This window comes from Neopararhizobium haloflavum (genome assembly GCF_002750855.1).
GTDB classification, from domain to species: Bacteria; Pseudomonadota; Alphaproteobacteria; order Rhizobiales; family Rhizobiaceae; genus Georhizobium; species Georhizobium haloflavum.
The window spans coordinates 26,804-49,692 of record NZ_NWUC01000012.1; the positions used below are offsets into that span (position 1 = coordinate 26,804).

The 22,889-nt window shown below is 57.8% G+C and carries 26 protein-coding genes; 9 read left to right on the forward strand and 17 right to left on the reverse strand.

Going from position 1 to position 22,889, the window contains the following annotated elements:
- Positions 1–334: 334 nt before the first annotated feature.
- From repC (CN673_RS19195) to repC (CN673_RS19270), 17 genes are all read right to left on the reverse strand, one after another.
- Positions 335–1,579, reverse strand: coding sequence for a plasmid replication protein RepC (gene repC / locus CN673_RS19195; protein WP_099868027.1), 1,245 nt, complete (start codon positions 1,577–1,579; stop codon positions 335–337).
- A gap of 229 nt (positions 1,580–1,808) precedes the next feature.
- On the reverse strand, positions 1,809–2,846 hold the full coding sequence (repB, locus tag CN673_RS19200) for a plasmid partitioning protein RepB (protein WP_099868028.1): 1,038 nt from the start codon (positions 2,844–2,846) through the stop codon (positions 1,809–1,811).
- The gene (gene repA / locus CN673_RS19205; RefSeq protein WP_099868074.1) at positions 2,843–4,063 is read right to left on the reverse strand and encodes a plasmid partitioning protein RepA; all 1,221 of its coding nucleotides are present in this window, start codon (positions 4,061–4,063) and stop codon (positions 2,843–2,845) included. Before repA ends, repB begins: the two co-directional genes overlap by 4 nt.
- Positions 4,064–4,208: 145 nt before the next feature.
- A complete protein-coding gene (locus CN673_RS19210) occupies positions 4,209–4,418 on the reverse strand; it encodes a trans-acting factor B (RefSeq protein WP_099868029.1) in 210 nt (69 codons plus the stop codon).
- A 509-nt stretch (positions 4,419–4,927) separates the two neighbouring features.
- Entirely contained in the window at positions 4,928–5,155 is a 228-nt protein-coding gene (locus tag CN673_RS20980; protein WP_157928961.1) for a hypothetical protein, read from the reverse strand.
- 12 nt (positions 5,156–5,167) lie between these two features.
- Complete coding sequence (locus CN673_RS19220; RefSeq protein ID WP_245410005.1) at positions 5,168–5,941, reverse strand: methyltransferase; 774 nt, start codon at positions 5,939–5,941, stop codon at positions 5,168–5,170.
- Between the two features lie 349 nt (positions 5,942–6,290).
- Positions 6,291–6,560, reverse strand: a complete 270-nt coding sequence (locus CN673_RS20985) for a hypothetical protein (protein WP_157928962.1) — start codon at positions 6,558–6,560, stop codon at positions 6,291–6,293.
- Positions 6,561–6,562: 2 nt separating this feature from the next.
- Positions 6,563–7,021, reverse strand: a complete 459-nt coding sequence (locus tag CN673_RS19225; protein ID WP_157928963.1) for a hypothetical protein — start codon at positions 7,019–7,021, stop codon at positions 6,563–6,565.
- 42 nt (positions 7,022–7,063) lie between these two features.
- Positions 7,064–7,498: a type II toxin-antitoxin system VapC family toxin gene (locus CN673_RS19230; RefSeq protein ID WP_099868033.1), complete on the reverse strand. Its 435-nt coding sequence runs from the start codon at positions 7,496–7,498 to the stop codon at positions 7,064–7,066.
- Positions 7,498–7,737: a type II toxin-antitoxin system VapB family antitoxin gene (locus tag CN673_RS19235; RefSeq protein WP_099868034.1), complete on the reverse strand. Its 240-nt coding sequence runs from the start codon at positions 7,735–7,737 to the stop codon at positions 7,498–7,500. The genes CN673_RS19230 and CN673_RS19235 overlap by 1 nt, the downstream gene beginning before the upstream one ends.
- A 151-nt stretch (positions 7,738–7,888) precedes the next feature.
- Positions 7,889–8,179 carry a type II toxin-antitoxin system RelE family toxin gene (locus CN673_RS19240; protein ID WP_099868035.1) on the reverse strand — a complete coding sequence of 97 codons (291 nt, stop codon included), beginning with the start codon at positions 8,177–8,179 and terminating at the stop codon, positions 7,889–7,891.
- Entirely contained in the window at positions 8,169–8,414 is a 246-nt protein-coding gene (locus CN673_RS19245; protein WP_099868036.1) for a type II toxin-antitoxin system Phd/YefM family antitoxin, read from the reverse strand. Before CN673_RS19245 ends, CN673_RS19240 begins: the two co-directional genes overlap by 11 nt.
- A gap of 108 nt (positions 8,415–8,522) precedes the next feature.
- Complete coding sequence (locus tag CN673_RS19250; RefSeq protein ID WP_503128309.1) at positions 8,523–10,625, reverse strand: ParB/RepB/Spo0J family partition protein; 2,103 nt, start codon at positions 10,623–10,625, stop codon at positions 8,523–8,525.
- Positions 10,626–10,783: 158 nt separating this feature from the next.
- Positions 10,784–11,548 carry a hypothetical protein gene (locus CN673_RS19255; protein WP_157928964.1) on the reverse strand — a complete coding sequence of 255 codons (765 nt, stop codon included), beginning with the start codon at positions 11,546–11,548 and terminating at the stop codon, positions 10,784–10,786.
- Positions 11,549–11,907: 359 nt separating this feature from the next.
- On the reverse strand, positions 11,908–12,390 hold the full coding sequence (locus tag CN673_RS19260; protein ID WP_157928965.1) for a thermonuclease family protein: 483 nt from the start codon (positions 12,388–12,390) through the stop codon (positions 11,908–11,910).
- Between the two features lie 8 nt (positions 12,391–12,398).
- Entirely contained in the window at positions 12,399–12,869 is a 471-nt protein-coding gene (locus CN673_RS19265; protein WP_099868040.1) for an RrF2 family transcriptional regulator, read from the reverse strand.
- Between the two features lie 22 nt (positions 12,870–12,891).
- Positions 12,892–14,271: a plasmid replication protein RepC gene (gene repC, locus CN673_RS19270; protein WP_099868041.1), complete on the reverse strand. Its 1,380-nt coding sequence runs from the start codon at positions 14,269–14,271 to the stop codon at positions 12,892–12,894.
- Between the two features lie 785 nt (positions 14,272–15,056).
- On the opposite strand from repC (CN673_RS19270), the gene trbB reads away from it, so the two are divergent.
- Genes trbB through trbG form a run of 9 tightly spaced genes read left to right on the forward strand, consistent with a single transcriptional unit; the run spans position 15,057 to position 22,889 of the window.
- Positions 15,057–16,055, forward strand: a complete 999-nt coding sequence (gene trbB / locus CN673_RS19275; RefSeq protein WP_099868042.1) for a P-type conjugative transfer ATPase TrbB — start codon at positions 15,057–15,059, stop codon at positions 16,053–16,055.
- Entirely contained in the window at positions 16,045–16,413 is a 369-nt protein-coding gene (locus CN673_RS19280) for a TrbC/VirB2 family protein (RefSeq protein WP_099868043.1), read from the forward strand. Before trbB ends, CN673_RS19280 begins: the two co-directional genes overlap by 11 nt.
- Positions 16,406–16,705 carry a conjugal transfer protein TrbD gene (locus CN673_RS19285; protein ID WP_099868044.1) on the forward strand — a complete coding sequence of 100 codons (300 nt, stop codon included), beginning with the start codon at positions 16,406–16,408 and terminating at the stop codon, positions 16,703–16,705. Before CN673_RS19280 ends, CN673_RS19285 begins: the two co-directional genes overlap by 8 nt.
- Before the next feature lie 2 nt (positions 16,706–16,707).
- Positions 16,708–19,146: a conjugal transfer protein TrbE gene (locus CN673_RS19290; RefSeq protein WP_099868045.1), complete on the forward strand. Its 2,439-nt coding sequence runs from the start codon at positions 16,708–16,710 to the stop codon at positions 19,144–19,146.
- Positions 19,121–19,906: a P-type conjugative transfer protein TrbJ gene (trbJ, locus tag CN673_RS19295; protein WP_099868046.1), complete on the forward strand. Its 786-nt coding sequence runs from the start codon at positions 19,121–19,123 to the stop codon at positions 19,904–19,906. Before CN673_RS19290 ends, trbJ begins: the two co-directional genes overlap by 26 nt.
- 2 nt (positions 19,907–19,908) lie before the next feature.
- Positions 19,909–20,169, forward strand: coding sequence for a DUF2749 domain-containing protein (locus CN673_RS19300; RefSeq protein WP_099868047.1), 261 nt, complete (start codon positions 19,909–19,911; stop codon positions 20,167–20,169).
- Positions 20,170–20,179: 10 nt separating this feature from the next.
- Entirely contained in the window at positions 20,180–21,349 is a 1,170-nt protein-coding gene (gene trbL / locus CN673_RS19305; RefSeq protein WP_099868048.1) for a P-type conjugative transfer protein TrbL, read from the forward strand.
- A gap of 29 nt (positions 21,350–21,378) precedes the next feature.
- Positions 21,379–22,041 (forward strand): conjugal transfer protein TrbF, encoded by a 663-nt coding sequence (gene trbF / locus CN673_RS19310; protein WP_099868049.1) that lies wholly within the window; start codon positions 21,379–21,381, stop codon positions 22,039–22,041.
- 23 nt (positions 22,042–22,064) lie between these two features.
- Complete coding sequence (gene trbG, locus CN673_RS19315; RefSeq protein ID WP_099868050.1) at positions 22,065–22,889, forward strand: P-type conjugative transfer protein TrbG; 825 nt, start codon at positions 22,065–22,067, stop codon at positions 22,887–22,889.

The window sequence follows — 22,889 nt, forward strand, 5'->3', positions numbered from 1 at the left end:
GGCCGGGGAAATTTTTCGGACTAGATGCTGCGCGGGCCGCGTGGCCTGTCAGCCATCCGTCCGAAAAGCAAGGCGAAGCCAAGGTGGCCAGATGCGACCGCCTCAAAACTCGTCAGCTCATGCCACCCATGTTTATCCACATCTGGGCAAGCATGGTCGTACTGCAATTGTGCGGGGACTAGCTGTAACACCCCTGCCCCAGCTCGCGGACAACCGCTTGTTATGCAAAAGCATCAAATTCCTCGCGGTTGGCCCTCATCACAGCGGATTTGCACGAAGCGTTCTGGCGTAATGCAGTAAAATCAACACTTTAGGCCCGTTACAACTGTAACGCTCAGTGGAAATTTCGATTTGCAAGGCCATAAAGTGTGCGGTCGAGATGAAGATTCCCGGAAACTGTTCTGTCGATCATGGCCCGGAAATATCCGCCTGGACTGCTGAGGTCGCTGCCTTTGCGGTACGTCTTTTCCATAACGGTCGCAAGGATTGCGGCGGCCACTGCCGGTCCGACCCGGCCTGTCGCATCTAGCCAACCCGCCTCACTTAGTCCGACCATGACGCGCATGACTTTTGCGCTGTCGATAACGTCGTTCCAACTCCTGAAATCACGGCTTAAGGTGGACTGCGTTTCGCGTGTTGCAGCGCTTAGAAGCCCTAATGGCACCGGCTTTGGATCACTTGCCCGCTCAGCCCCTACCGACATTGCCTCATCGGGTTGGGTACTCCGCCCTACCCTCTTCTCCTGCTTTATTTCCAAAGCAGAATCGGCGGCGTAGCCGACGTTCTTAGAAACGTCTCGCTCGTTAGAGCGAGTCCGCATCTGATTACTCTTACGATGATTTTCTGGGGTTGTATTAGTATAGGAGGTGACGCTGATGTCACCCTCGGGTGGCATTTCATGGTGACTATCATCGATCATGGCCAAGGTCTCGATGTAGAGATCTTCCAGCTTTTCAGCCTTAGCATGGATGTCTTCCGAGCTCTCAAGGACCGCATCGCGCAGCTCCAGCACCCGATCCGCTATCGTCTCGTCCAATAAGCCAATCGCATCCGCAATTGCGCGCGCTCGCCGCGTTACCGTTCTCTGGCTTTCTCGCCGCCGATCGAGGTCGGCTTTGAATGCGTCCGCACGAGCCTTTAGTTCTGCAAACCTTATTCTGGCCGGTGTGAAGTCCAGGCCATAGGCTGCCAAGGGTGCACCGTCTTCGCCACGATAGACATAGCGCCGGCCTGTCGGACTATCGCGGTAAGCGACAATGCCGGCCTCTACGAGCTTGCGAATGCACCTGATTACGGTTCTCTGAGACCGCATTGTGTATTCAGCGAGCTTTTGGTTCGAAATAGCGACTACCGGACGGGCTTCTCCAATCCAGTCTGACGACCTGGATAAGCCCAGAAGGATATCGAGAATTTGATAAGCTGTGCCATCAATACCCAAAACGGGCGCGGCTTTCTTCAATGTAATTGCCACCTCGGCTTTTGAAACATCCGGAGCAGCTTCGCTTTGTGCGAGCTTGGCGCTGGCGAGGATAGCAGGGGTGACTGCCCTAAAATTTGCCACTGAAGGGGTCGATTGCATAAGCGAGCTCCATCCCGCTCGCGACAGCGGCAGGAAATTAGTGTCTGGGGATGGGCCTGCTTGAAATCGCGCGCACGAATTCACGCGCTGCCAGAAGGCAACGCTTGATTCGGAACGAAACTCGCCGTAGATTGAGGGTGCTTAGGGTCTAGACGAGTGCGAACTCTGAAGGCCAGGGATCTAAAGGGCTTGCCGATTGCCGTCGGTAAGCCCTTTCCTTATTTCTTAGTCATTGTCTTTCCTCCTCGAACTGAGCGATGATCTCCGCCATTCGGCCTTCAAGCCATTGGGCGAGGCCCGGTGACACCTTCTCGTCAATTGTGATGTGCGTCTTGCCTTTTGCACGCCTCCAATCGATGCCCGGAGCAAGTTGGGTCGCCTCCGGTTTGCTAGGCTTATCCCGGCTCTCAAACATGCGTCTGGCAAGATCGAGACGCCGGTCACTGGCTGCGCGTTTCCACGCATCACTTTCAGCAAGCTGGGCAAAGAGCTTCTTTTGCGTTTCGTTCATTGCCGCGTTTCGGATTTGCTTTGCCAGTGCTTCCCACTTTGGTCGACCGCTATTGGTCGCGGGACCAATGGCTCTCACGAGCTCCTGCGGGAGAGCTGCTGCCAGCCCAGTTAGGATGGAGATATACGCCAGCCCTTTTTCATCCCCGCGCCCCAGCGATGCAGCTATTGTGGCCCGCTGAAACTTCTTTTCCTTGAGCGTTAAGGCGAACAGCGCTTGCTCAATGAAGGAAAGGTTGGCTCGTTCAGAGTTTTCCTTGCCTTGTGCAACGACTAGCTCGTCGTCAGACAAAGAACGCACGATCGCTTTGACCGGGCGACCCAGTCTTTTGGCCGCCTTCAGCCGGCGGTGTCCGTAGGCAACCTGATATCTGCCCGGCGTGGTGGGGGATGGCCGAACCAGTATGGCGACTTGTTGTCCGCTCTGGTTGATCGATTCTACGAAAGCATCGAATTCCGGATCGTTATCTACGGCAATGCGATCGCTCACGAATGACGGATCGATCTCACCTGGATCGATGTCGACAACCTGTTCGGTGTCCAGAAGCTGCTGACGCAACTTATCATTTTCAGATTCGATTGCTGAAAAAGCGCCTTGCATCGAGCGCACAGCGCCAGATGATACACGTTTTTCAGCTGGGGCAGGATTGGGGGTAGGGCGCGGCACCACATCATCAGATGCTTGCTGCGCCAGTGTTTGCGGGTCGAGCCCACCAAACATTGCCCTCATCTTCTTATTTCGATCTGCAGCGGTCATTTGCGCCCCCAAACAGCTTCAATGTGAGCTAAAATTTCGGCGTTTACTGCGTCGACAGACTCGAGAGCACGGTTAAGCGTGTCTCTGACGACGCTGCCTCGGTCCATTTCGTACAAGGTCTTCTTTTCCAGCCCCGCACTGGCAATTGCGGTCGTTTCGACAACAGCGGCCGTCAAAACGTCGGTTGTGAACATTGAGCGCAGCAAGGCGGCGACATTGACCTGGGGCACATCGTGAGGATTGTGGCGCGTCATCACATAACGGATGAAATCGTGCTCTAGCGACCCGCCCGCATCTTCAATGACGCTCAGTATATCGCTCGTCATAGCCAAAAATTGGTTCATGCTTGCAACATCAAGCATGGCCGGGTGTACCGTAATGAGCAGTCCAGTAGCCGCAAAGATCGCGCCAAGTGTGAGATATCCGAGCTGCGGAGGCGCATCGATGAGAACCACGTCATAACGGTCTTCAACTTCGGCCAGTACCGTTTTGACCCGCCTGAAAAACATGCCATCGCCGCGCGCGCGCCCAGCTGCAATTGCTTGGGGGGTCTCGTGCTCATACTCCATGAGTTCGAGGTTGCCCGGGACAATGTCGATTCCATCAAAATACGTTTGGCGGATTACGTCAGATAGGGCGCGTCGCTCTTCGTCTTCGTATCTGATTGCTGCATAGAGCGTCTGGTTCGGATTGACGTCAAATTCGGGCTGGTAACCGAACATCGTCGAGAGAGATGCTTGGGGATCTAGGTCAATGACCAATACCCGAAGACCTTTCAGCGCAAGGTAGTGCGCCAGATGCACGGTCGTCGTGGTCTTTGCCGAGCCACCCTTGAAATTGGCAACCGCAAGCACTTGAAGCTTATCGCCCGCGGTTCTTCTCGGATTAAAGCGCTTAGCCTCGGACGGGCGTTTTGCTGCAAGATGCTGCCGCAACTTGTTGATCTGCGCGAGTGTGTATACTCTACGCCCGTTATCCTTGCGATCGGGGATGGCACCTTCGCCATCAATTGACATCTGGCGAAGGGTGGATTCAGCTATGCCCAACAGCGTCGCGACTTCGCGTGACGTGAAAGTTTTAAGCGACTTCATCGCTTCCGGTGGATACATCTGCTGCCGGAGGCTCTGTAGCTGTGCACTTAAAAGCTCAGAATGCCGTCGTATTTTTTCGGATGACGATCCAGAGTTCGACAGATTATGCTGCTCTAATGCCGACATTTCGCCCCGACGGAAATTTGCTATCAATCGCTCAAAAAGCGTCGGAAGCACCTTTGCCCGATTCAGTATGAGCGTCAATAAGTTTTGAGTTAACGGGAAGTTAACAGTCGCCGTCACGTACCGCCCATTTGAGGCGGCCATCCTGTCAGCCGGTTTCGCTGATCTTGGTGTTGTCGTTGTCGGCCTTGCCGCTGAATTTAACGTCATAGCCGAAGGTGATCGAGACAAAGGGCGGGATTCCAACAGTGATCCCGATACGTAGGCGACCCTCGTGGGTAGCCTTGCCGAGCAGCCGCTTAAGGTAATCCGAGACGCGTCGACCAGTGCGGCGCAAGTAGGTGATGATCTGTTTCATAGCAGTCCTCCAAATGATGGTTTCGCTTGGTGCGAAGCAGGGCCACGCGCTGAACGGGCCGAAACTGCACCGCGTAGCGGTCGAAATGGAGCGCAGCAGAATGGAGAACCCCTTGCGGGTTGCTGTATCGGACTAAGCGCGTAGCTTGGCGAAGCAGACCATGCGCAAAACCATTATTGGACTGCGGAGAAACCGATTAGCACCGGTGATAAGCAACGTCGCGTTTTGGATTTGCGGCTGATCGGCAAGGCGGGGGAGGGCACATTGCGAATGGCGAGACAGATCCCGCCCGATCGTTGGAATGGCGTTGATGTGAGCCAGGCCGATGACTTGCCTTATGCGACCGGCTGACAGGATCGTCGTCGCAAAGCGACGGCATTTTTTCATGCGGGGGAAGGGGAGCGCGAGGGGAGGGGCTTTGGGGCTCCCCTCGTACCAGCCTGCGGGCCGCTCGATGCGGCCAAAGGCTGGCGGCGGCTGAGCCGGGGCCAATCATTGGCCCCAGACTATCATTTGAAAAGGCTCAACTGCCGCTTGTTTGTAAGCTTGTCGCGGGTCGTTTCGAATGTGTAGCCATCCCAATCCGGCCAGCGTTCCCAACCGTTGTGCGTGGCTCGGCCGTACCAGACACAAACACGAATCCGGTACGCGTCGAGCTGGTCGATGATCTCCACTGTATAAGAACCGCCCAAGCCCGACGGCGTGTCAAAAACCTCAACTGATCGGCGTTTAGACATTGGCCGCGCCTCCTAAATTAATTCGAGCTGGGTGGCGGGAAAGGCGCTGTGAACCGGCAATGGCTTTGCAGCCAGGCGGGCACATTCCGCCTCTCGCCGCTCGCGGGCGGCGGCGAAGTCAAAACATGCGATTTCGCAGATGATTGACGTATCTTTCCAGTCGTCGCGGAAAAGCGCGGTATCGACCCCGGCCCCGGCGTCCATTTCCAGCCCGGTCTTTTGCTCGAACTCGTATCCTCGCCCGCTCGCGCGTCGTTCAAAGCAATGGGAGCCAGAATATTTGAACGTCGCGGACTGCTGGGGAATGATGAATGCGCCATGGTCGGCAAGCTCGGCGGCAATATCGATTATGTGAAATTCAAACTCAGGGCCACGATAGCGGGGCCCGTTGGCGCTGCGGCGCACACGGCCAAATGGCGGATTGCCTATGGCATGATCGAAGCGGCCTAGATCAAGCTCGCGCCAATCGAACACATCGGCATTGATCCAACGGGCCTCCGGCAAGAGCTTGCGCCCGACCTCGACATAGCGAGGGTTTTGTTCAACGCAGGTAATATCGGCAACTTGGGTGCCCCAACGGCTTCGATGATGAACGAAATAGCTCAAGATGCCGATGCCCGCGCAAAGGTCGATGATGCGGCCTGAACCGGCATCGAGGGCGAAATCTGCGGCAAGGCCCCAAGGTGTGAAAAACGCGCCCGCTGCGCCGTTGATGTGGTTCGCGCCTTCGTGCCAGTTCTGGAAAACGAAATCGCGTTCGTCCTCGGTCAGCCGGTCCTTGGTCAAGATCGCCTCGGCTTCGGCATGGGCTTTGCGCTGTGCTTTTGTGAGTTTTGCCACGGTGTTTGCTCCTTTTTCCGTTCCCGCGAAGCGGCTCTGTCCCGCAAGGGGCAGGGGCTTCCGCTCCTGCTCCCGAGCAATCGGCGAACCGATCAGGGGAGAGGGGGGCAGGCTTCAAAAGGGCAGGGGGGACCACCCACGCGCAGCGCGCCCAAGAGCGGATCCGCGACAGCTAATCCGCGCCTGGGCGTCCTGCACCGAACGAGTAGTGAGGGAAGGATGGGGGATGCCCGATTGGGGCTTGCTGGGGAGAGGGGGCAGCGCCCTCTTTCCCCACGGAAAATGGGAGTGGTCGCTAGCGACCTCTATTTTTGTCGGGGTATTGACCCAGCTCGATCATCAGCAAGGCGCGACGGATGGCCTGATCTGTATCGAGGTTGGCTTGTGCCCCCTTCATCCGCGCAAGGGCGAGGTTGAGTAGGGCAAGCTCGACCTCGTTGGGATGCCAGCCCTTGCCAATGGCCTCGTCTGCGAGGGCGGTAAACGCTGGCTCAAGCGCAAATTCACAATCGAGCGTTCTATCGGGATGGTCGGGGCCAGTGATTGGACCTTTGATCCCGACCACGATCAGAACTCGGTGCGATTGATATAGACCGTACGATTTTGCTCGACCGATCCGGCCCGCGACCGGCTCCCGCCGCCTCCCGGGACACCGCCAAACACGGCAATAATGGCGAGCAATGCAAGTGCCCCGCTGAAATGCCATGCAATGGCTATTTGAAGCGCCGAGCCGAGTACGGCCCAGGTCCATTTGGTGTTGGTGAAATTGCGCCAGATGATGGCCAGGGCGAGGGCACCGGCAACGGCGACCAGCCCATAGCCATAATTTTCATTCTGGCCCGATTGCGCGGCGGCGCTCTGCCACCACCAGCCGCCCCACCAGAACACGGACGCGACGGCCATGGTGCCGACAACGCCGAAGCTCAGGAAGGGTTTACCGGCCTTCTTTTCGAGCCAGCCGTCGATGAAGAACAAGGCAATGAGGCCCACCACCAGCACGGCAATACCGGTGGCGATCGTCACCATGATATTTCCGAGCGAGTCTAGCATTGGGCCTCCTTTTGGCTGTCACCAGCCTAGATCAGTATGGGTAAAGTCCTCACCCTTGTACGCGATTTTAGTCCGATATGCTCTGGCGCAGGCATAGGCGAAACAATCACCCATGTTCAAACTGGCCGGGTGGTTGACGATCTTGCCGAACTGCTGTGCAGCGTCGAGCGCCTTGCTCGCCACATCGGCGGTAATCATGGTGTCCTTGGCCTCAAGGTCGAGGATGAATTGATCGACCATGGCCCGCGCGCGGGCCAGCATTTCCTTGGTAGCTGGTTTGTCCTTGCCCGCCAATCTGCGGGTTATCGACAATGCCGCTTCCACTCTCACCACTGGCGAGACGTATAGCTGGCGGTTGTCGGCAATGGCTGTTTCAAGCCGCGCCATCAACTCGTCGGCGTCTGTTTCATTGGTCAATATGGCGACGATGACCGACGCATCTACGAAAAGCATCAATCCTCGCCCCACATTTCATCGGTTTCGGCCTTGTGATCGCCGGGCGCGAACGGACCGGCCTCGCGGGCCATGGCGAGGGACTTAGCCAACCTATCGCGGATCGGCAGATTCCGCCTATGATTGGCAATCTCGTGTTTGAGCGCGGCTTTTACGGCCTCGACTTTAGACGTTCTGGTCAGGCCGATCAGCTCTTCGGCCAGCTTGTCGACCTCAGGGTCTTTGATATAGAGCGGCATCGGTGCATATCCTTTTTCGGATATTAATATATCCTCGATTTCATATCCACGCAATGCAAGTCGCCCCGCAAGCAAAAGCCAGCGAGGCGGGAGGGGAGTTTGAGGGGAGGGGCCTTGGGGCTCCCCTCAATGGCAGCGACGATTAGGGTACTTACTCACCACTACGGGAACGGGCGGCTTTATAGACTTCACTGCGCTCTCGCCGCCCTATCGCGACCAGCGTTACGGTCACGGTCTGATCTTCCACCCGATAGACAAGCCGATAACCCGCGCTGCGCAGCTTGATTTTGTAATGATCGTCCATGCCGTGCAGTGCATCGGCCGGCACGCGTGGGTTTGTCAGGCGTTCTGCCAGTTTCTTGCGCATTTGCTCGCGGATCGTCGCGCCGAGTTTTTTCCACTCTTTGAGAGCGGATGGCAGAAACTGTAGTTCAAAGCTCATCGAGATTGACGCGAACAGGCGTTTCGTCGGCGCGCTCTTTGGCTATCCTGACCAGATCGAGGTCATCGAGCCGTTCAATCATGGCTTCGTAAATCTCGGCTGGGACCATATAGGCCATGACGCGGTTATGATTAAGGACAGCCACGGCTTCGCCGTGGGCCTGATCGAGAACGCCAGAGGGACTTTTCTTAAGCTCCGAGACGCTTACCGCCACCTGGGCCTCTACGCGCTGCATGTTCGATACTCCATTAGGTGCCGTATTAGGTACTATATTTCGCACACAATATCAAGTGGGAAGCCGGTCGCGCCGGAGAGAGACTGGCGCGACCGGCGACGGCTGGAATTAATCAGCCGCGACGGGGAACTGGTGGATTTCGGCGCTTTCGTTGTCCTCGGCCTCTGGTGCGGTTACCCGAATGGGGGCGGGGAGCCAGCCGGACTCCTTGACCGCTTTATGGGCATAGTCGACCGCTTCGGGCTTCTTCATCGCGGCAATGCCATCAGCGAAGTCAGACCCGCGCACCTCGGCAACTGCGGCTTGGATCGAAGTGCGATTGAGGTGCATGAAATAGCTGCCCCCGGTCGTCTCGAACCAATCGCGCATATCGACGTTGAGCGCCTTGCCGATCTGATTGGCGTGGGCAACGCCTTTCGTGCGGCCATGGAATTTTGGCTCCATCGCATTGAGGCTATGGGACGCGGCAAAGGCCAGAAGGCTAAGAAGCTGCTCACGGTGCTGATCGAGGCACCATTCCCAAAGGTCTGCCGGGTTGCCCGGAATCTGGTGTCCGAACGTTTCCTGCAGCTCGGCAAAGGCGATTGCGGCCTTATTGTTTTCCGGCTGTTTCATAGCCCCTTCGTGGCGCTCGTAGGTGAGCGAGATTTGAAGGGCGGAATGCTCGCTGGCATGACGAAAAACACTACCCAGCAAAAGAGCATGAACCACGGCGGCCAGAGCAATATCGGGATTGTCGGCAAGCTCGACGCGGAGCGCGGCTGTCTTTTGTGCGATCAAATCCTCGATCAGCGTGGCAGAGTGTTTTAGAACGATAGGCGCGGGGCCGCTGGCTTCTTCTCCCTCGACTTCGGTGGTGGAGCTGGGGTTCGTGGTCGCGGTGTCCTCCCGGCGTACCAAACCCCTTTCCACGGTCGCGCGGCCATAATAGTCGATAAAGACCATTGCGCCGGACGTGGCGAGGTTATCAGCGCTGAACGCTTCCTGCTTGTTCTGCAAGGCATCCATTTCCGCCTGAACCGCTTCAAGGCGCGGCTCTGCATTTTCGTCAGCCGCATCAGCCTCGATCAATTCGGCAAGGCTGTCGTGTTCTTCCGAAAGCTGGTCCAAACGGGCCTGATCGGCTTCGGGAAGGGGGGTCTGGTCGGGATAGACTCGGCCAAAACTGAAAATGTCGTCTGGCCGCTCGGTGTGGACCTCTACCCATTTCCAGCCCTCGGCCCTGACCGGATCGGCATGGGCTTCGAGTTTTGCCAAGACCAGTTTATCAACCAGCCCGGAATCGGTCGCGTAGCCACCATCTTCGGGGTCGAACAGGTCACGTCGCACGGAGCCGCCAGCCGCCTCGTAGGCGTCCAGCCCGCCAATGAACTGCACCCGCTTATCGTTGGCTGGGACTTCTTCACTGGCCAGCATCCGCTTGATGGTGTTGGCGTGGCGGCTATAGGTGGGCAGGCTTTCCCACACTTCGACCTGACGGGCATGGTCATCGGTGATGGTGAAAGCGGTTAGCTGCTCAAAGCTGATTTCATTGCCACGATAGAGCGCGAAAATTTCCGGAGCCACGCGGGCAAGAGCCAAGCGGCGGTTGACGATCAATTCAGACACGCCGAACCGTTCCGCGATGTGGCTGGGGGTTTGACCAGCCTCGGCCAGCGTCAAAAATGCTTCGAACTCGTCGGCCCGGTGCATGGTTTCGCGCATGACGTTTTCGGCAAGGCTGATTTCGGTGGCGTCCTCGGCGGCGCGTTCCTTGCACTCGATAGGCAGGTCTTTGGCGATCTTGCCGGTTTCGGCCAGATGCTGAAAAGCCTTGAGGCGGCGACCGCCAGCGGTGACATAGAACCGGCCCTTTTTGTCGCCCGTCCGCACGATGATATTTTGCAACTGGCCTTTGGCCAGAAGGGATGCGGCAAGCTGCTCCACGCCTTCGGCGCTATAGGTTTTGCGCACGTTCTTGGGGTCGGCATCGAGCTTGTTTAAGGGGATGAATTTGCTCTCGGTCATGGGTTTTCTCTCCTGTTTTTCCCGTTTCCCGCGAAGCGGTTTTCCTGCCCGCAAGGGGCAGGAGCCCGCTCCTGCTCCCGAGCAATCGGCGATCCGATCGGGGGAGAGGGGGGCAAGCCAAAATCGGGGAGGGGGGACCACCCACGCGCAGCGCGCCCGGGCCGTGGATCCGCGAAGCAAATCCACGTCCTGGGCGTCCTGCACCGAACGGAACTGACGTCGGCAGCGCCGGCGGCATGGAGAGAGGGAAGGATGGGGGATACGCGATTTTGGCTTGCTGGGGAGAGGGGGTCAGCGCCCTCTTTCCCCGCCAGACAAGCAAAGTACGCGCGGCACGCGCGTTCTATCCGATAGACTGATTTCTAATCGAGCCGCGACAGAGGCGCATAGATTTCGCCCCGGTCCGTCTGAAGCTTACGGCGAAGATCGGTCGCCATCTGCCTTAAACTGGCTGCTTCCTCCCAGCCCTCCTGCATGACCTGCTTCCACAATTGCAACATGGAGCGGTTTGCATGGACGATGATCGGCCGCGGAATTTCGATACGATATTCCCGCGCATTGCTGACCTTTGATCTTTGCTCGTGAATCTCGATCAGATCATTGCGCTGCAAATATTCGATATGCCCGGTCAGGGCATGGGCTGTCATATCCAGGCGCTTCGCAAGAAGGGCCTTCGTCACTTCGACATTGGAGCCGGCGATCCGCGCTATGATGTTCAAAAGCCCCATACATTGCAGCACTTTCGCGGATGTATCACCTTCTCTGCGACCATTGAGAAGGCTTTCGTAGGCCATATGCCACATGGCCGGCGCGTCACGGTGATGGAGCGAGTTGGCGGTTCGATAGGTCAGTGGATCGCCGTAGTCGCGGCGGATTTCCTCGCAGCGTTTGATCGCCTTCTGCTTGTGCTTGATGAAGGGCTTGGCAACGGTGAGTTTGTTGGCGCCAACCAGTTCAATTCGCTCGAGGAAACGCATGGTGGGCAGAATGCCCTGATACGTCATGCCAATTTCGCGAGCGATCGTGGAAATTGCCGCATCGTTATCGTGTGCCAGCAGGTGTGTAATGACGTTGTAAAGGCCGATTGCTTTGAGCGCGCGAGTCGGCGTTTCGTCTTCGCCCCGCATGTATAAAATGCGGTCGTAGGCGTGCTGATAGAATGCGGGAACGAGATGAACGGGGATCGCTTCTAGCCGTCGCATCTATCCTCCTAAACGCGATGAACCGAACGGTGATTTTGGCTCTTGAGCCGCGCAAGGGATAGTCCCCGGACGGCAGAGACGCCCCGAAGGGCAAGGTTGGCATTCTTGTGCTGGCACTGGCTCAGAGAGACAGTTCCGGCCCTAGATTGCCCCATAGCCCAAGGAAAGGTGGCTCGGTGCCCGTAGGGCAGGATTAGCCCGGTCGGGCAATTGCCCGATGCGTCATCAATTATTCAACTATGACATGTCGCCAGTGATGTAAAAAGTTCGTTACTTAGGGACCGCTACGGCCGATATAGCTGATTTCCCAGCATAAAATTTGATGACCACAACCCGCGCTTCTGCCCTTTGGCTTCCTGTTCTAGAGGGCCATATTCGCGAACTACTGGCTCGCCATCCTCATAGACCGCCCATGCGAGCCCTTCTTCAAGCGCAAGCCTTGCAATATCTTCGCCCGTTGGCAGGAAGCATCTTGCTAAGATTGTAGCATACTGATCTGGCGCTCGACCTTCCTCCAGGCATTCAATCCGGTAGCCCAAGGTAAGCTGGGTCAACCATCCTGTTGCAACCGCCCCACATGGCCAGGCTACACCGTTCAAATGGGCCACCTGGCTCGCTGCGCAGGTCTGGATTCCGTAAAGCTGATAATCGAGCGTTCCGTCCACCATCCGAAAAGAAACTCCTGTTCGCACCGATATCAAACCGGTTTTAACCTCAGCAGTGGTGACAGGAATACTGGTAAAGGCGGCCAGGAAGCCGACGGTCAAAGCAAAAGCTATTCGTGAGGATTTGGATTGCGCTCGGACCATTCCATAGCCTTTCTTTGCGCGTTTTCGACGACGTGTTCGTTGAGCAAATCGCTCATGTTCCAGCCTTCGGCCATTTGCATAAAGCTCGCCTGAAACTGGCGAAACATGGCGTTCAGCGTGCAATCGCCGGCCATCAGGCAATTGCAGTCGGCGCGGCGGTCGCACTCGGTAAATTGCCAGCCTTCGCTTTCGCCCAAGGCGATCAGCTCGGCCACATTCACGTGCTTGAGTTGGCGGGCGAGTCGAGTGCCGCCGTACCGGCCACGCCGGGCTTCGACAACGTTTGCCTCGGCAAGATCTGCCAACAATCGCTGCACGGTTGCATGGCCCAAATCGATCGCGTGGGCAATTTCGAACCGGCTGACCAGCCGTTCTCGATGGACCTCAAGATAGAGGCAGATTTTCATGGCGGCATCGGTTTGGGTTGAGAATTTCATTTTTGGGGCGCTCTGGTTCGCTTCAGGGTCGATTATGATCAATGGGTTTTTTATCGCGGCTCGTCGCGTTTTTTCGCGGCTTTCGCCAGTGGAACAGGGAACTTGGGAGGTCGAGTTTGCCCTTTTGCGCCCGGTCGATCATCCCGTTCAGGTAAGCACCGGGGCTGTCGATAAGCCCATCATTGTGCTTTTCAAATATCAATGCGACGGCGGCCGCGGCCCTTTCCCGGCCTAGCAGCCGGCATGCCGTTTTCCACGTCGACGGCGGAATTTTCATCATCGGCCCGATCGCCCTCTCGGCGGCGTCTATAATTTCCGGCCAGGCTTTTGGCGACTGGACGAACTCTGCGTAATCGGGGCAAAGCGCCATCAGTGTTCGGGAGTCTATGGGCTGCGCCAGTTTTTGCGGCTCTTGCTCGGCGCTCGCCTCGCGCTCAGGCTTTATTCCAAAGCCCTCTTCACTGGCGGAGCCAGTGTTAAGTAGATTTAATTGTTCGGCGTTAGCCGAACGCCGTTCATCTTCGTACAGATAATGTATATTTCTGGGGCTTGTATTCTGTATGGGGGGTTCACTGGTGGACCCCACGGGGTCCATTTTATCTGCATAATCGACCTGTCGCGTGGATGCAGCCCGAGCCATTTCCACATCATCGGCCGTAGGCTTGGCCGGAAAATCTTTAGCTGCGTCGGCGTAAGCGGAATTGGCACGCTCGAGAACGGCAATGAGCTGATCGTGCAGATAGGAAAGGGTGGTCAGCGCACCGCTGTTGCGCAGACCTTCGCGCTGCGCCTGAAGGCGGCGAAGCTCAAGGTTTAACTCTTCCCATGGCCCGGGAATGGCTTCGGCCAAGCCGGCCTCAAGGATGGAAACCAGCCTGCGGCGATCGCGCGTATATTGCGCCACGAGGTCGCGCCATTCGATTTGCTGGTTCTTTTGCATGGATACGATCATTTCCAGCTCGGGCGTTTTGAGGCCCAGGGGGGAAAGGTCGATGCCATAGGTCCGGTCGAGCACGATCCGGCCGTCATGGTTGTTGCGATGGCCGATACGGCGACCAGTCGGACTATCCTTGAACGCTATAAGTCCGGCTTCGGCCAAGGCGCGCAAAGACCGTTTGAGTGCTGACAATGATCCGAGGGCGCATTGCTCTAGCAAGCGCTGATTGTCCGGCCAGACGATCGGGCGCGATGTGCCATCCCAATCGATCTCTTTCGAAAAGCTGAGAAGCTTGTTCATCAGCTCGATCAGGTGCGAGCGCAGCCCGAGATACTTGGTGCAGGAATTAAAGGCGGTATGAGCGCGCTTCTTGGTTACGGCTGTCTGTGGTCCCCACAGATCGGCCGTCTCATAGGCTCTGAATATTCCGGGCGTCATTGCGCGGAAGCCGGTAGGTCGCGGCATGGGATCTCCTTTCGATAGGACAAGCGATCCCGTTCGCCAAAGCGGCGTTTTGTATTGACAGAACTGTCGGAGAAAACTATCTTCTGAGCCAAGGTTTGATGCGGCTCTCGGGTTGGCGCCCGATGGTTGTGAAGATAGGCTCCGTGCTCCGGCTACGGGGCCTTTATCTTTTCTGGGCTATTGCATGTCGTTGCGAATCTCCAATTGTCTAATCACCTTATCCATTTAGCTTGACAACGAGCTGTCTCTCAACCCCTGAATTCTCGGGCTAAACGTTCATGAGGTTTGAACCTCACGCATGTTCAACAGTTCGATGCCTGCACCGTTTGCAACTCGTGTTGGATCGCCGAGTGTAACGGTCCGTGAAACCGACTCGTTTGTAGGCTCCACCCACTCGATGATATCCGATTCCAAACCGTGACAAGGCTGCTGGTGGAGCGAAGAGTGAGTCGCACCCAGCTTTCAGCACCAAATCCCTAAAATGTTCCGCCTTTGCCGAGTTTATGCGTGCAGGGGACGGCGTCATGTTGCTCAGGCGGCACTGTTTCGACAGGGCTACTGCGTACAGCGACGTTCAAGGCGTCCAGCGCCGTGAAGACACCTGAAGCTAACCGAATGTCCTTTGCGGTTTAGAGGTGACACGGACCAAACCGTGCTCTTGTGGCCATGATTGCGAAAACCTGCAGACGATTTTGCCGGTCAGGGGGTTGACCGGATAACTATCCTTATTGGATACAGGCCCTAGTACTTAACTCATATGACTTTGGGGGAAGGGGCCAACAACAATGGCCATAGACAGGGGCGCGGAATCCCTCAGGAGGTTGGTCAACAACCTCAAATCATCGCTCGGTGAAACGATCGTTGCGGCTTTGCAAGATCCCACCGTTGTCGAAGTCATGCTCAATCCGAACGGCAATCTTTTCATCGAGCGCATTGGCAAGGGCATCGAGCTTGCCGGCCATATGAGCGCCGAGGACGCCGAAATCGTCATCGGCAAGGTTGCTCACGCACTCAAAACCGAAGTCACGCCCGAACGCCCGATTATCTCGGGTGAGCTTCCGCCCGACGGCAATCGGTTCGAAGGCATACTTCCTCCGGCCGCGCCATCCCCGGTTTTCAATATCCGCAAGCGGGCCTCGATGCTGATCCGGCTCGACCAATATGTGAGCGACGGGATCATGACAGACCGGCAGGTCCAGGTGATCCGCGAGGCGATAGCCCAGCGGCTCAACATCGTCGTTTCTGGCGGCACGGGGACGGGCAAAACGACGCTGACCAACGCCATTTTGGCGGAGTTGGTAGAAGTTGCACCCGACCATCGGCTCGTGATCCTTGAGGACACGGCCGAGATTCAATGTTCGGCGGAAAACCACGTATCTCTGCACACAACCGATGCGGTCGACATGGGCCGCCTTTTGAAATCGACGATGCGTCTGCGTCCAGATCGTATCATCGTGGGCGAGGTTCGCGACGGCGCGGCCCTGACGCTCTTGAAGGCGTGGAACACCGGCCATCCGGGCGGCGTGACAACCGTTCACTCCAATTCGGCTTTCGCCGCGCTGACGCGCCTCGAGCAGCTTGTTGCGGAAGTGTCCACGCAACCGATGCCCGAAGTCATTGGTGAGGCGGTCGACTTGATCGTGTCTATCGAGCGCGCCCCGAAAGGCCGCGTGGTTCGGGAAATCCTACGGGTCGATGGGTTCCGCGATGGAGCCTACAGAACCGAGAAAATTGGCAATTCTCAATCCTCCGACAGCATGCAGGGAAAGCTCCATGTCGCGTAAAATCCTTTCGGTAACGCTCGGCCTCGCCGCAGCGTCTCTTTTCATGATCGACCCAGCACTTGCCGGTGGTGGCGGTGGCGGCGGCTTGCCGTGGGAGGCGCCGCTTCAACAAATTCAGCAATCCATTACCGGGCCAGTCGCGGGCGCGATTGCCTTGGCAGCCGTGGCTATTGCAGGCGGTATGCTGATCTTTGGCGGCGAGCTGAACGATTTCGCGCGTCGCCTGATGTACGTCGTTCTGGTCGCCGGCATCCTGCTCGGCGCAACGCAGATCGTCGGTCTCTTCGGTGCTGGTGGGGCGTCTATTGGCGTGCCGCAGAGTGCCGGCATCGAAACTGTGGTTCCAGCGGATGGCTGAGGTTGGCGACAACCTTGAACGGGCGCGGATACACCGCGCCCTTTCCCGCCCGACGCTTCTGTTCGGCGCGGATCGCGAGCTGGTGCTGTTCACCGGCTTGCTGGCAGTGATCCTCGTATTTGTGGTGCTGACGCTGGTTTCTGCCGTGCTGGGGGCGGTCCTGTGGATCGTTATCGTCGGCATTTTGCGCATGATGGCCAAAGCCGATCCGCTGCTACGCCACGTCTATGTGCGGCACATCAAGTACCGGTCCTTTTACCGGCCAACTTCGACACCCTGGCGGAAATACTGAACATGGTTGCGCTCAAGAAATTTCGGCACTCGGGGCCGTCATTCTCCGATCTTTTGCCTTATGCTGCCTTGGTAGAGAACGGCATTATGCTGCTCAAGGACGGCTCGCTCATGGCGGGCTGGTATTTTGCTGGCCCCGACAGCGAAAGCTCCACCGATTTTGAGCGCAACGAGGTGTCGCGCCAGATCAACACAATCCTCGCCCGCCTTGGTTCTGGCTGGATGATCCAGGTCGAGGCAGTTCGGGTTCCGACCACATCGTACCCGACGCGCGAGCAATGCCACTTTCCCGACCCTGTGTCGGCGCTTATCGATGATGAGCGCCGCAAGAGGTTTGAGCGCGCTGACGGTCACTATGAGAGCCAACACGCGATTGTCCTGACCTATCGCGAGCCGGAACAGCGCAAATCGGGGCTGGTTAAATACGTCTATTCGGACGCGGACTCCCGGCGCGAAACGAACGCTGACCGCATCCTCTCCAAGTTCAAGACCGCCATCCGCGAATTTGAACAGTACCTGGCCAATGTCGTTCAGGTGCGGCGCATGGTAACGCACGAGGTCGAGGAACGCGGCGGCTACAGGGTCGCCAAGTATGACGACCTGCTGCAATTCGCCCGCTTCTGTATCGTGGGCGAGAACCATCCGGTTCGGCTCCCCGATATCCCGATGTATCTCGACTATATCGCGACGGCCGAGTTTCATCACGGCCTCTCGCCTCTGGTCGACAACCGTTATGTCGGTGTCGTCGCCATTGACGGATTTCCGGCCGAAAGCTGGCCCGGCATCCTCAATTCACTCGATCTGATGCCGCTGACCTATCGCTGGTCCAGCCGCTTCATGTTCCTCGATCCCGTCGAGGCGCGGCAAAAGCTCGAGCGGACCCGCAAAAAGTGGATTCAGAAGGTTCGGCCTTTCATGGATCAGCTTTTCCAGACCAATTCCGGCGCCATCGATCAGGATGCGGCGCTGATGGTGGCTGAAAGCGAAGACGCCATTGCGGCGGCGAACTCCCAGCTTGTCGCCTATGGCTACTACACACCGGTCATCATCATTTTTGAGACCGATGATGCCCGCCTTCGCGAAAAGTGCGAAGGGGTGCGCCGTCTGATCCAGGCCGAAGGCTTTTCAGCGCGGATCGAAACGCTCAATTCGACCGAAGCCTTTCTCGGGAGCCTTCCGGGGAACTGGTACGCCAATATCCGCGAACCGCTGATCCATACGCGCAACCTGGCCGATCTGGTGCCCCTCAATTCTGTTTGGTCGGGCGAGACGGAATGTCCATGCCCGTTTTATCCAGCCGGCTCACCGCCGCTCATGCAGGTGGCCTCCGGGTCCACCCCGTTTCGCCTTAACCTCCATGTGGGGGACGTTGGCCATACGCTGATCTTTGGGCCGACCGGTTCGGGTAAATCGACGCTTCTCGCGCTGATCGCGGCACAATTCCGCCGCTATGAAAACGCGCAGATATTTGCCTTCGACAAGGGCAAGTCGATGTATCCGCTCACGGTCGCGGTTGGTGGCGATCACTACGATGTGGGATCGACCGACACGCTCGCCTTCGCGCCGCTGTCCGAACTGGATACGGATGGCGATAAGGCATGGGCCTCTGAGTGGATCGAAACCCTGATTACGATGCAGGGGGTCAAGGTCGATCCCGATCATCGCAACGCGATCAGTCGTCAAATCGACCTCATGGCCGCTTCGGACCATCGGTCGTTGTCCGACTTCGTGTCGGGTGTGCAGAAGCGCGACATCAAGGACGCGCTGCAACACTACACGGTCGACGGGCCGATGGGCGCGCTGCTCGATGCGGAACGCGACGGCCTCAAGCTGTCCTCGTTTCAGACATTCGAGATCGAAGAACTCATGAATATGGGCGAGCGCAATCTTGTGCCGGTGCTGCTCTACCTGTTTCGTCGCATTGAAAAGCGGCTGACGGGCGAGCCCAGCCTTATCATTCTCGATGAGGCGTGGCTGATGCTCGGCCATCCAGCATTCCGTGACAAAATCCGCGAATGGCTCAAGGTGCTGCGCAAGGCCAACTGTGCCGTGATCCTTGCCACGCAGTCGATTTCCGACGCTACGGGTTCGGGGATCATCGACGTTCTAAAGGAAAGCTGCCCGACAAAAATCTGCCTGCCCAACGGGGCGGCACGGGAATCCGGTACGCGCGAATTTTACGAGCGCATCGGGTTCAACGAGCGGCAGATCGAGATCGTCGCGACGGCCACGCCAAAGCGCGAATATTATGTCGCTTCGCCCGATGGGCGGCGGCTGTTCGACATGGCCCTTGGGCCGATCACCCTGTCTTTCGTAGGTGCGTCCGGCAAGGACGATATCAAGCGGATCAACGATCTGCGCCACGCCTACGGCGACGACTGGACCACCCATTGGCTTGAATCGAGAGGAGTCGAAGATGCGACACAACGCCTTGCTTCGTAGTGCGGCGATCGCCGGCATTCTTGTCGCCGGTTTCACTGGCGCTGCCCATGCCGGGGCCGCGGCGGGCGGCGCGACCGAATGGACGCAGATACTCAACAACGTGCAGTTGATCGATCTGGCAGGGACCAACATCGAACAGGTTGGCCAAAACGCCCAGCAAATCGCCCATCAAATCACGCAGATCGAAAACCAGCTCGCGCAATACCAAACGATGCTGCAGAACCTCGAACGCTTGCCCGATAATATTTGGGGCGATGCGGTCAACGACCTCAACCGTCTGCAAAGCCTCGTGCAGCAAGGCGAAGGCATCGCCTTCTCCATGGGCGGCCTCGATGACGTTCTCAGAGACCGATTCGGCTCATATGCCGACTTTTCGGGAAATCTCCCTGAGGACTTTTCGTCCATGTGGGATTCGTGGTCGCAAACCAATCGCGACACCATCGCGGGCACGCTCGCCGGCGCAAACCTGACGGCTCAACAGTTCCAGACCGAATCCGACACCATGGCCCAATTGCAGCGCCAGTCGGAATCCTCGGTTGGTCAGATGCAGGCGCTACAGGTTGGCCACTCGATCGCCAGCCAACAGGTCGAGCAGATGCAAAAGCTACGTGGGCTTCTGTCTCAGCAAACGACGATGATGGGCACTTGGTATCAGTCCCAGCAAGCCGAAGCCGATCTTGCCCAGGCGCGCCGCGATAGCTTCTTTGACAGCACCGCACCATCGACTTCTGGCGGGCAGGAAATGGAGCCTCGCTGGTAGTGATGCCGTCCATTTCGCTTCCCATCGTTCTCGCAATAGCGCTCGCCTCGGCGGTAGTCGGCGGAGCGATCACCTATGTGGTCGTGCCCAATGATGATCCCGCTGCGCGAGAGCTTTTGGCGCGACAGGTCGAATTGCTTGAACAGGAAGCGGCCGCTCGCGAAGCGGCGTCGCAACGTCGCCAGGACTTCTTTGGGTCCAACTCCGACAATTTCCCGACTTCGGGCGGCCAGGAAATGGCCCCTCGCTTCGACACGAACTGAGGGGCATGTGATGCGCGCCACAACATTCATGCGTTTTTCCGTCGTCTTGGTCGGCCTGGCCGTCCTGATCGACCCGGCAATGGCTCAAGACGGCTCGGTTCTCACCGAAATGGAGAACCAAGTCATCCAAGCGACGCGAGGGTGGCAGGATCGCGTCATGCAGGCGGCCACATCATTGTTCTGGATTCTCGCCGGCATTGAAGTTGGCATTGCCGCCGTAATGCTGGCGATATCGGCGCCCGCGCTCGACGCATGGTTCGGCGAGCTGGTTCGCCGCATCCTGTTCATCGGCTTTTTTCTGTTCGTCCTGCAAGTCGGGCCGGAGTTCGCCCGCGCTGTAGTCGATAGCCTCTTTCAGATTGGCGCTGACGGTGGCTCGGCCTCGCCCGCGAACGTTTTCAATGCCGGCGTTAGGGTTGCATCTGAACTGTCCAATCAGGTCCGCTTTGGTATTTTCGAGGACAACGCCATGGCTATGGCGGCGGTCTTTGCCATGATCGTCGTGGTGATCTGCTTCGCGCTCGTTGCGGCGATCTTCATTTCCGTACTGGTCGAAATGTATGTCGGCCTCTTGGCCGGCATGATTATGCTCGGCCTTGGCGGCTCGTCCTTCACTAAGGACTTCGCGGTTCGCTATCTCGTCTATGCGTTTTCCGTCGGCATGAAGCTGATGGCGCTCGTCATGATCGCCCGCATCGGCTCGGAAGTGCTGATAGGCATGTCGAACAACACCACGTCCGACGATCAGTTTTTGACCACGCTGACCATCGCCGGGATTTCGGTCGTCGTGTTCATGATCGCAATGTACGTGCCCAACATCATTCAAGGCGTGGTGCAAGGCGTATCCGTGGGCAGCGGAATGGAAGCATTCCGCTCCGGTGCCCAAGTGGCAGGATTCGCCGCTGCGGGTGCTGGAATGGCCCTCGGCGGGGCTGGTGTCATCAAAGGCGGCATGGCCGCCGCGAGTGCTGCCAAAGGTGCCGGTGCTGGTTTCGGCGGACAGGCCGGAGCTGCCATGAAGGCCATGGGCGGGTCGGTCGGGTCAGCGGCAGCAGACAAAATGATGGGCATCCCCGGCGCGCGCATGGGGTCCACCCTCGGCCTCGCCAACCAGAAGCTCCGCGACAGCCAGAGCGGCGGCGGAAGATCCAACAACAAACCTATGGACGACGGTAAATGATTGTCCGCGTCAGCATCGAGGCATAGCGCATGGCTAGACGAGTCCCCGACAACCCCTATCTCGCCGCGCGTTATGAGTGGAATGAGCGTTATGGCAATTATGCCCGTTCTGCCCTCGCATGGCGCACGGTCGGGCTCATTTCGATGACCATGGCGGTGATCGGCTTCGGCTATGCGCTGTATCAGTCAACGCAGGTTCGCCTTGTCCCTTACATTGTCGAGGTCGACCAGCTCGGCAACTCGGCCACGGGCGGTTTTCCCGCGCAGATCGAATATGCTGACGAGCGCGTGGTCCGCGCCATGCTCGGCCAGTGGGTGACGAATTTCCGTTCGATCACGCCCGATACGGTCGTGCAGACTGGCTACATCAATCGCACATACGCGATGTTGCGCCGGCAGGACCCCTCGACCGAAAAGGTCAATGCGTGGTTCCGCAATCAGTCACCATTCGATGCGGCGCGCGAAAAGACCGTTTCGGTCGAAATCAACAACGTCGTCGCGCTTTCAAACCAGTCCTATCAGATCGATTGGACCGAGATTGAGCGCGACAGGTCGGGCCGTGAAACGGCCACGCGTCGCTGGCGCGGAGTGGCGACCGTTACCCTATCGCCTCCCCAGGACGAGACTATCATTCGACTAAACCCGATCGGTCTGTATCTCGCAGACTTCGATTGGACGGCCCAGCTCACGTAATCCCATCGCTCGCGGAGAGAGTAATGTTCAACACGAGATTTATGCGCGCGGGCGTGTGTGTGTTTGCCTTGTCGGCATCCAGCCTCGCCCCCACGACAACCCTTGCAGCCGACCAGAACGCCCAACGGGGCACAACTCTGTCGGGTCAATGGCAGAACCAGACGGCGGTTATGACGCGCGGCGCCGATGGCACGGTGATCTATCTCTATGGCGAAACACAGCCCACCGTCGTTTGTTCCCCACTCCAGCTCTGCGAAATCGCATTGCAGGCCGGAGAAGCCGTGCGCGATGTTCTGGTAGGTGACACCGTTCGTTGGCAAGTCGAACCGGCGTCCTCTGGATCGCCCGAAGGCCCGCGTATCCACCTTGTCGTCAAGCCCGCCGAAGCGGGGCTTTCAACGTCGATGGTGGTGACGACTTCGCGCCGGACTTACCATATCAACCTCCGCTCCCAGCAAACCGGCTATATGGCCCGCGTGGCGTTCTCCTATCCCGAGGACATTCGCCAGCAGATCGCGGCCGTCAATCAGCAGATTCAGGACAGCATCATTCCCGGCGCGGGCGTCCCGGCCGAGAACCTGAATTTCAATTTCACGATGAGCGGCAACGCTCGCTGGAAGCCGACGCGGATCTATACCGATGGCATGAAAACCTACATTCAGTTCCCCGGCCATTTGGGTAGCGGCGATGCGCCGATCCTGTTCGTCCAGTCAGGTGGTCAGCAGCAGATCGTAAATTACCGGCTCAACAACAACATGATGGTCGTCGACTACCTGATTGACCGTGCGGTCCTCGTCAACGGCGTGGGCAACAACCAGCAACGCATCACTATCCAGAGAAGGGGTTAG

Excerpts from the sequence above, each read along its gene's own strand:
- repC (WP_099868027.1), bottom strand. The coding sequence starts at position 1,579 with ATGCAATCGACCCCTTCAGTGGCAAATTTTAGGGCAGTCACCCCTGCT.
- repB (WP_099868028.1), bottom strand. The coding sequence starts at position 2,846 with ATGACCGCTGCAGATCGAAATAAGAAGATGAGGGCAATGTTTGGTGGG.
- repA (WP_099868074.1), bottom strand. The coding sequence starts at position 4,063 with ATGTCGGCATTAGAGCAGCATAATCTGTCGAACTCTGGATCGTCATCC.
- CN673_RS19210 (WP_099868029.1), bottom strand. The coding sequence starts at position 4,418 with ATGAAACAGATCATCACCTACTTGCGCCGCACTGGTCGACGCGTCTCG.
- CN673_RS20980 (WP_157928961.1), bottom strand. The coding sequence starts at position 5,155 with ATGTCTAAACGCCGATCAGTTGAGGTTTTTGACACGCCGTCGGGCTTG.
- CN673_RS19225 (WP_157928963.1), bottom strand. The coding sequence starts at position 7,021 with ATGGTGACGATCGCCACCGGTATTGCCGTGCTGGTGGTGGGCCTCATT.
- CN673_RS19230 (WP_099868033.1), bottom strand. The coding sequence starts at position 7,498 with ATGCTTTTCGTAGATGCGTCGGTCATCGTCGCCATATTGACCAATGAA.
- CN673_RS19235 (WP_099868034.1), bottom strand. The coding sequence starts at position 7,737 with ATGCCGCTCTATATCAAAGACCCTGAGGTCGACAAGCTGGCCGAAGAG.
- CN673_RS19240 (WP_099868035.1), bottom strand. The coding sequence starts at position 8,179 with ATGAGCTTTGAACTACAGTTTCTGCCATCCGCTCTCAAAGAGTGGAAA.
- CN673_RS19245 (WP_099868036.1), bottom strand. The coding sequence starts at position 8,414 with ATGCAGCGCGTAGAGGCCCAGGTGGCGGTAAGCGTCTCGGAGCTTAAG.
- CN673_RS19255 (WP_157928964.1), bottom strand. The coding sequence starts at position 11,548 with ATGCGGGGCGAAGACGAAACGCCGACTCGCGCGCTCAAAGCAATCGGC.
- CN673_RS19265 (WP_099868040.1), bottom strand. The coding sequence starts at position 12,869 with ATGAAATTCTCAACCCAAACCGATGCCGCCATGAAAATCTGCCTCTAT.
- repC (WP_099868041.1), bottom strand. The coding sequence starts at position 14,271 with ATGCCGCGACCTACCGGCTTCCGCGCAATGACGCCCGGAATATTCAGA.
- trbB (WP_099868042.1), top strand. The coding sequence starts at position 15,057 with ATGGCCATAGACAGGGGCGCGGAATCCCTCAGGAGGTTGGTCAACAAC.
- CN673_RS19280 (WP_099868043.1), top strand. The coding sequence starts at position 16,045 with ATGTCGCGTAAAATCCTTTCGGTAACGCTCGGCCTCGCCGCAGCGTCT.
- CN673_RS19285 (WP_099868044.1), top strand. The coding sequence starts at position 16,406 with ATGGCTGAGGTTGGCGACAACCTTGAACGGGCGCGGATACACCGCGCC.
- CN673_RS19290 (WP_099868045.1), top strand. The coding sequence starts at position 16,708 with ATGGTTGCGCTCAAGAAATTTCGGCACTCGGGGCCGTCATTCTCCGAT.
- trbJ (WP_099868046.1), top strand. The coding sequence starts at position 19,121 with ATGCGACACAACGCCTTGCTTCGTAGTGCGGCGATCGCCGGCATTCTT.
- CN673_RS19300 (WP_099868047.1), top strand. The coding sequence starts at position 19,909 with ATGCCGTCCATTTCGCTTCCCATCGTTCTCGCAATAGCGCTCGCCTCG.
- trbL (WP_099868048.1), top strand. The coding sequence starts at position 20,180 with ATGCGCGCCACAACATTCATGCGTTTTTCCGTCGTCTTGGTCGGCCTG.
- trbF (WP_099868049.1), top strand. The coding sequence starts at position 21,379 with ATGGCTAGACGAGTCCCCGACAACCCCTATCTCGCCGCGCGTTATGAG.
- trbG (WP_099868050.1), top strand. The coding sequence starts at position 22,065 with ATGTTCAACACGAGATTTATGCGCGCGGGCGTGTGTGTGTTTGCCTTG.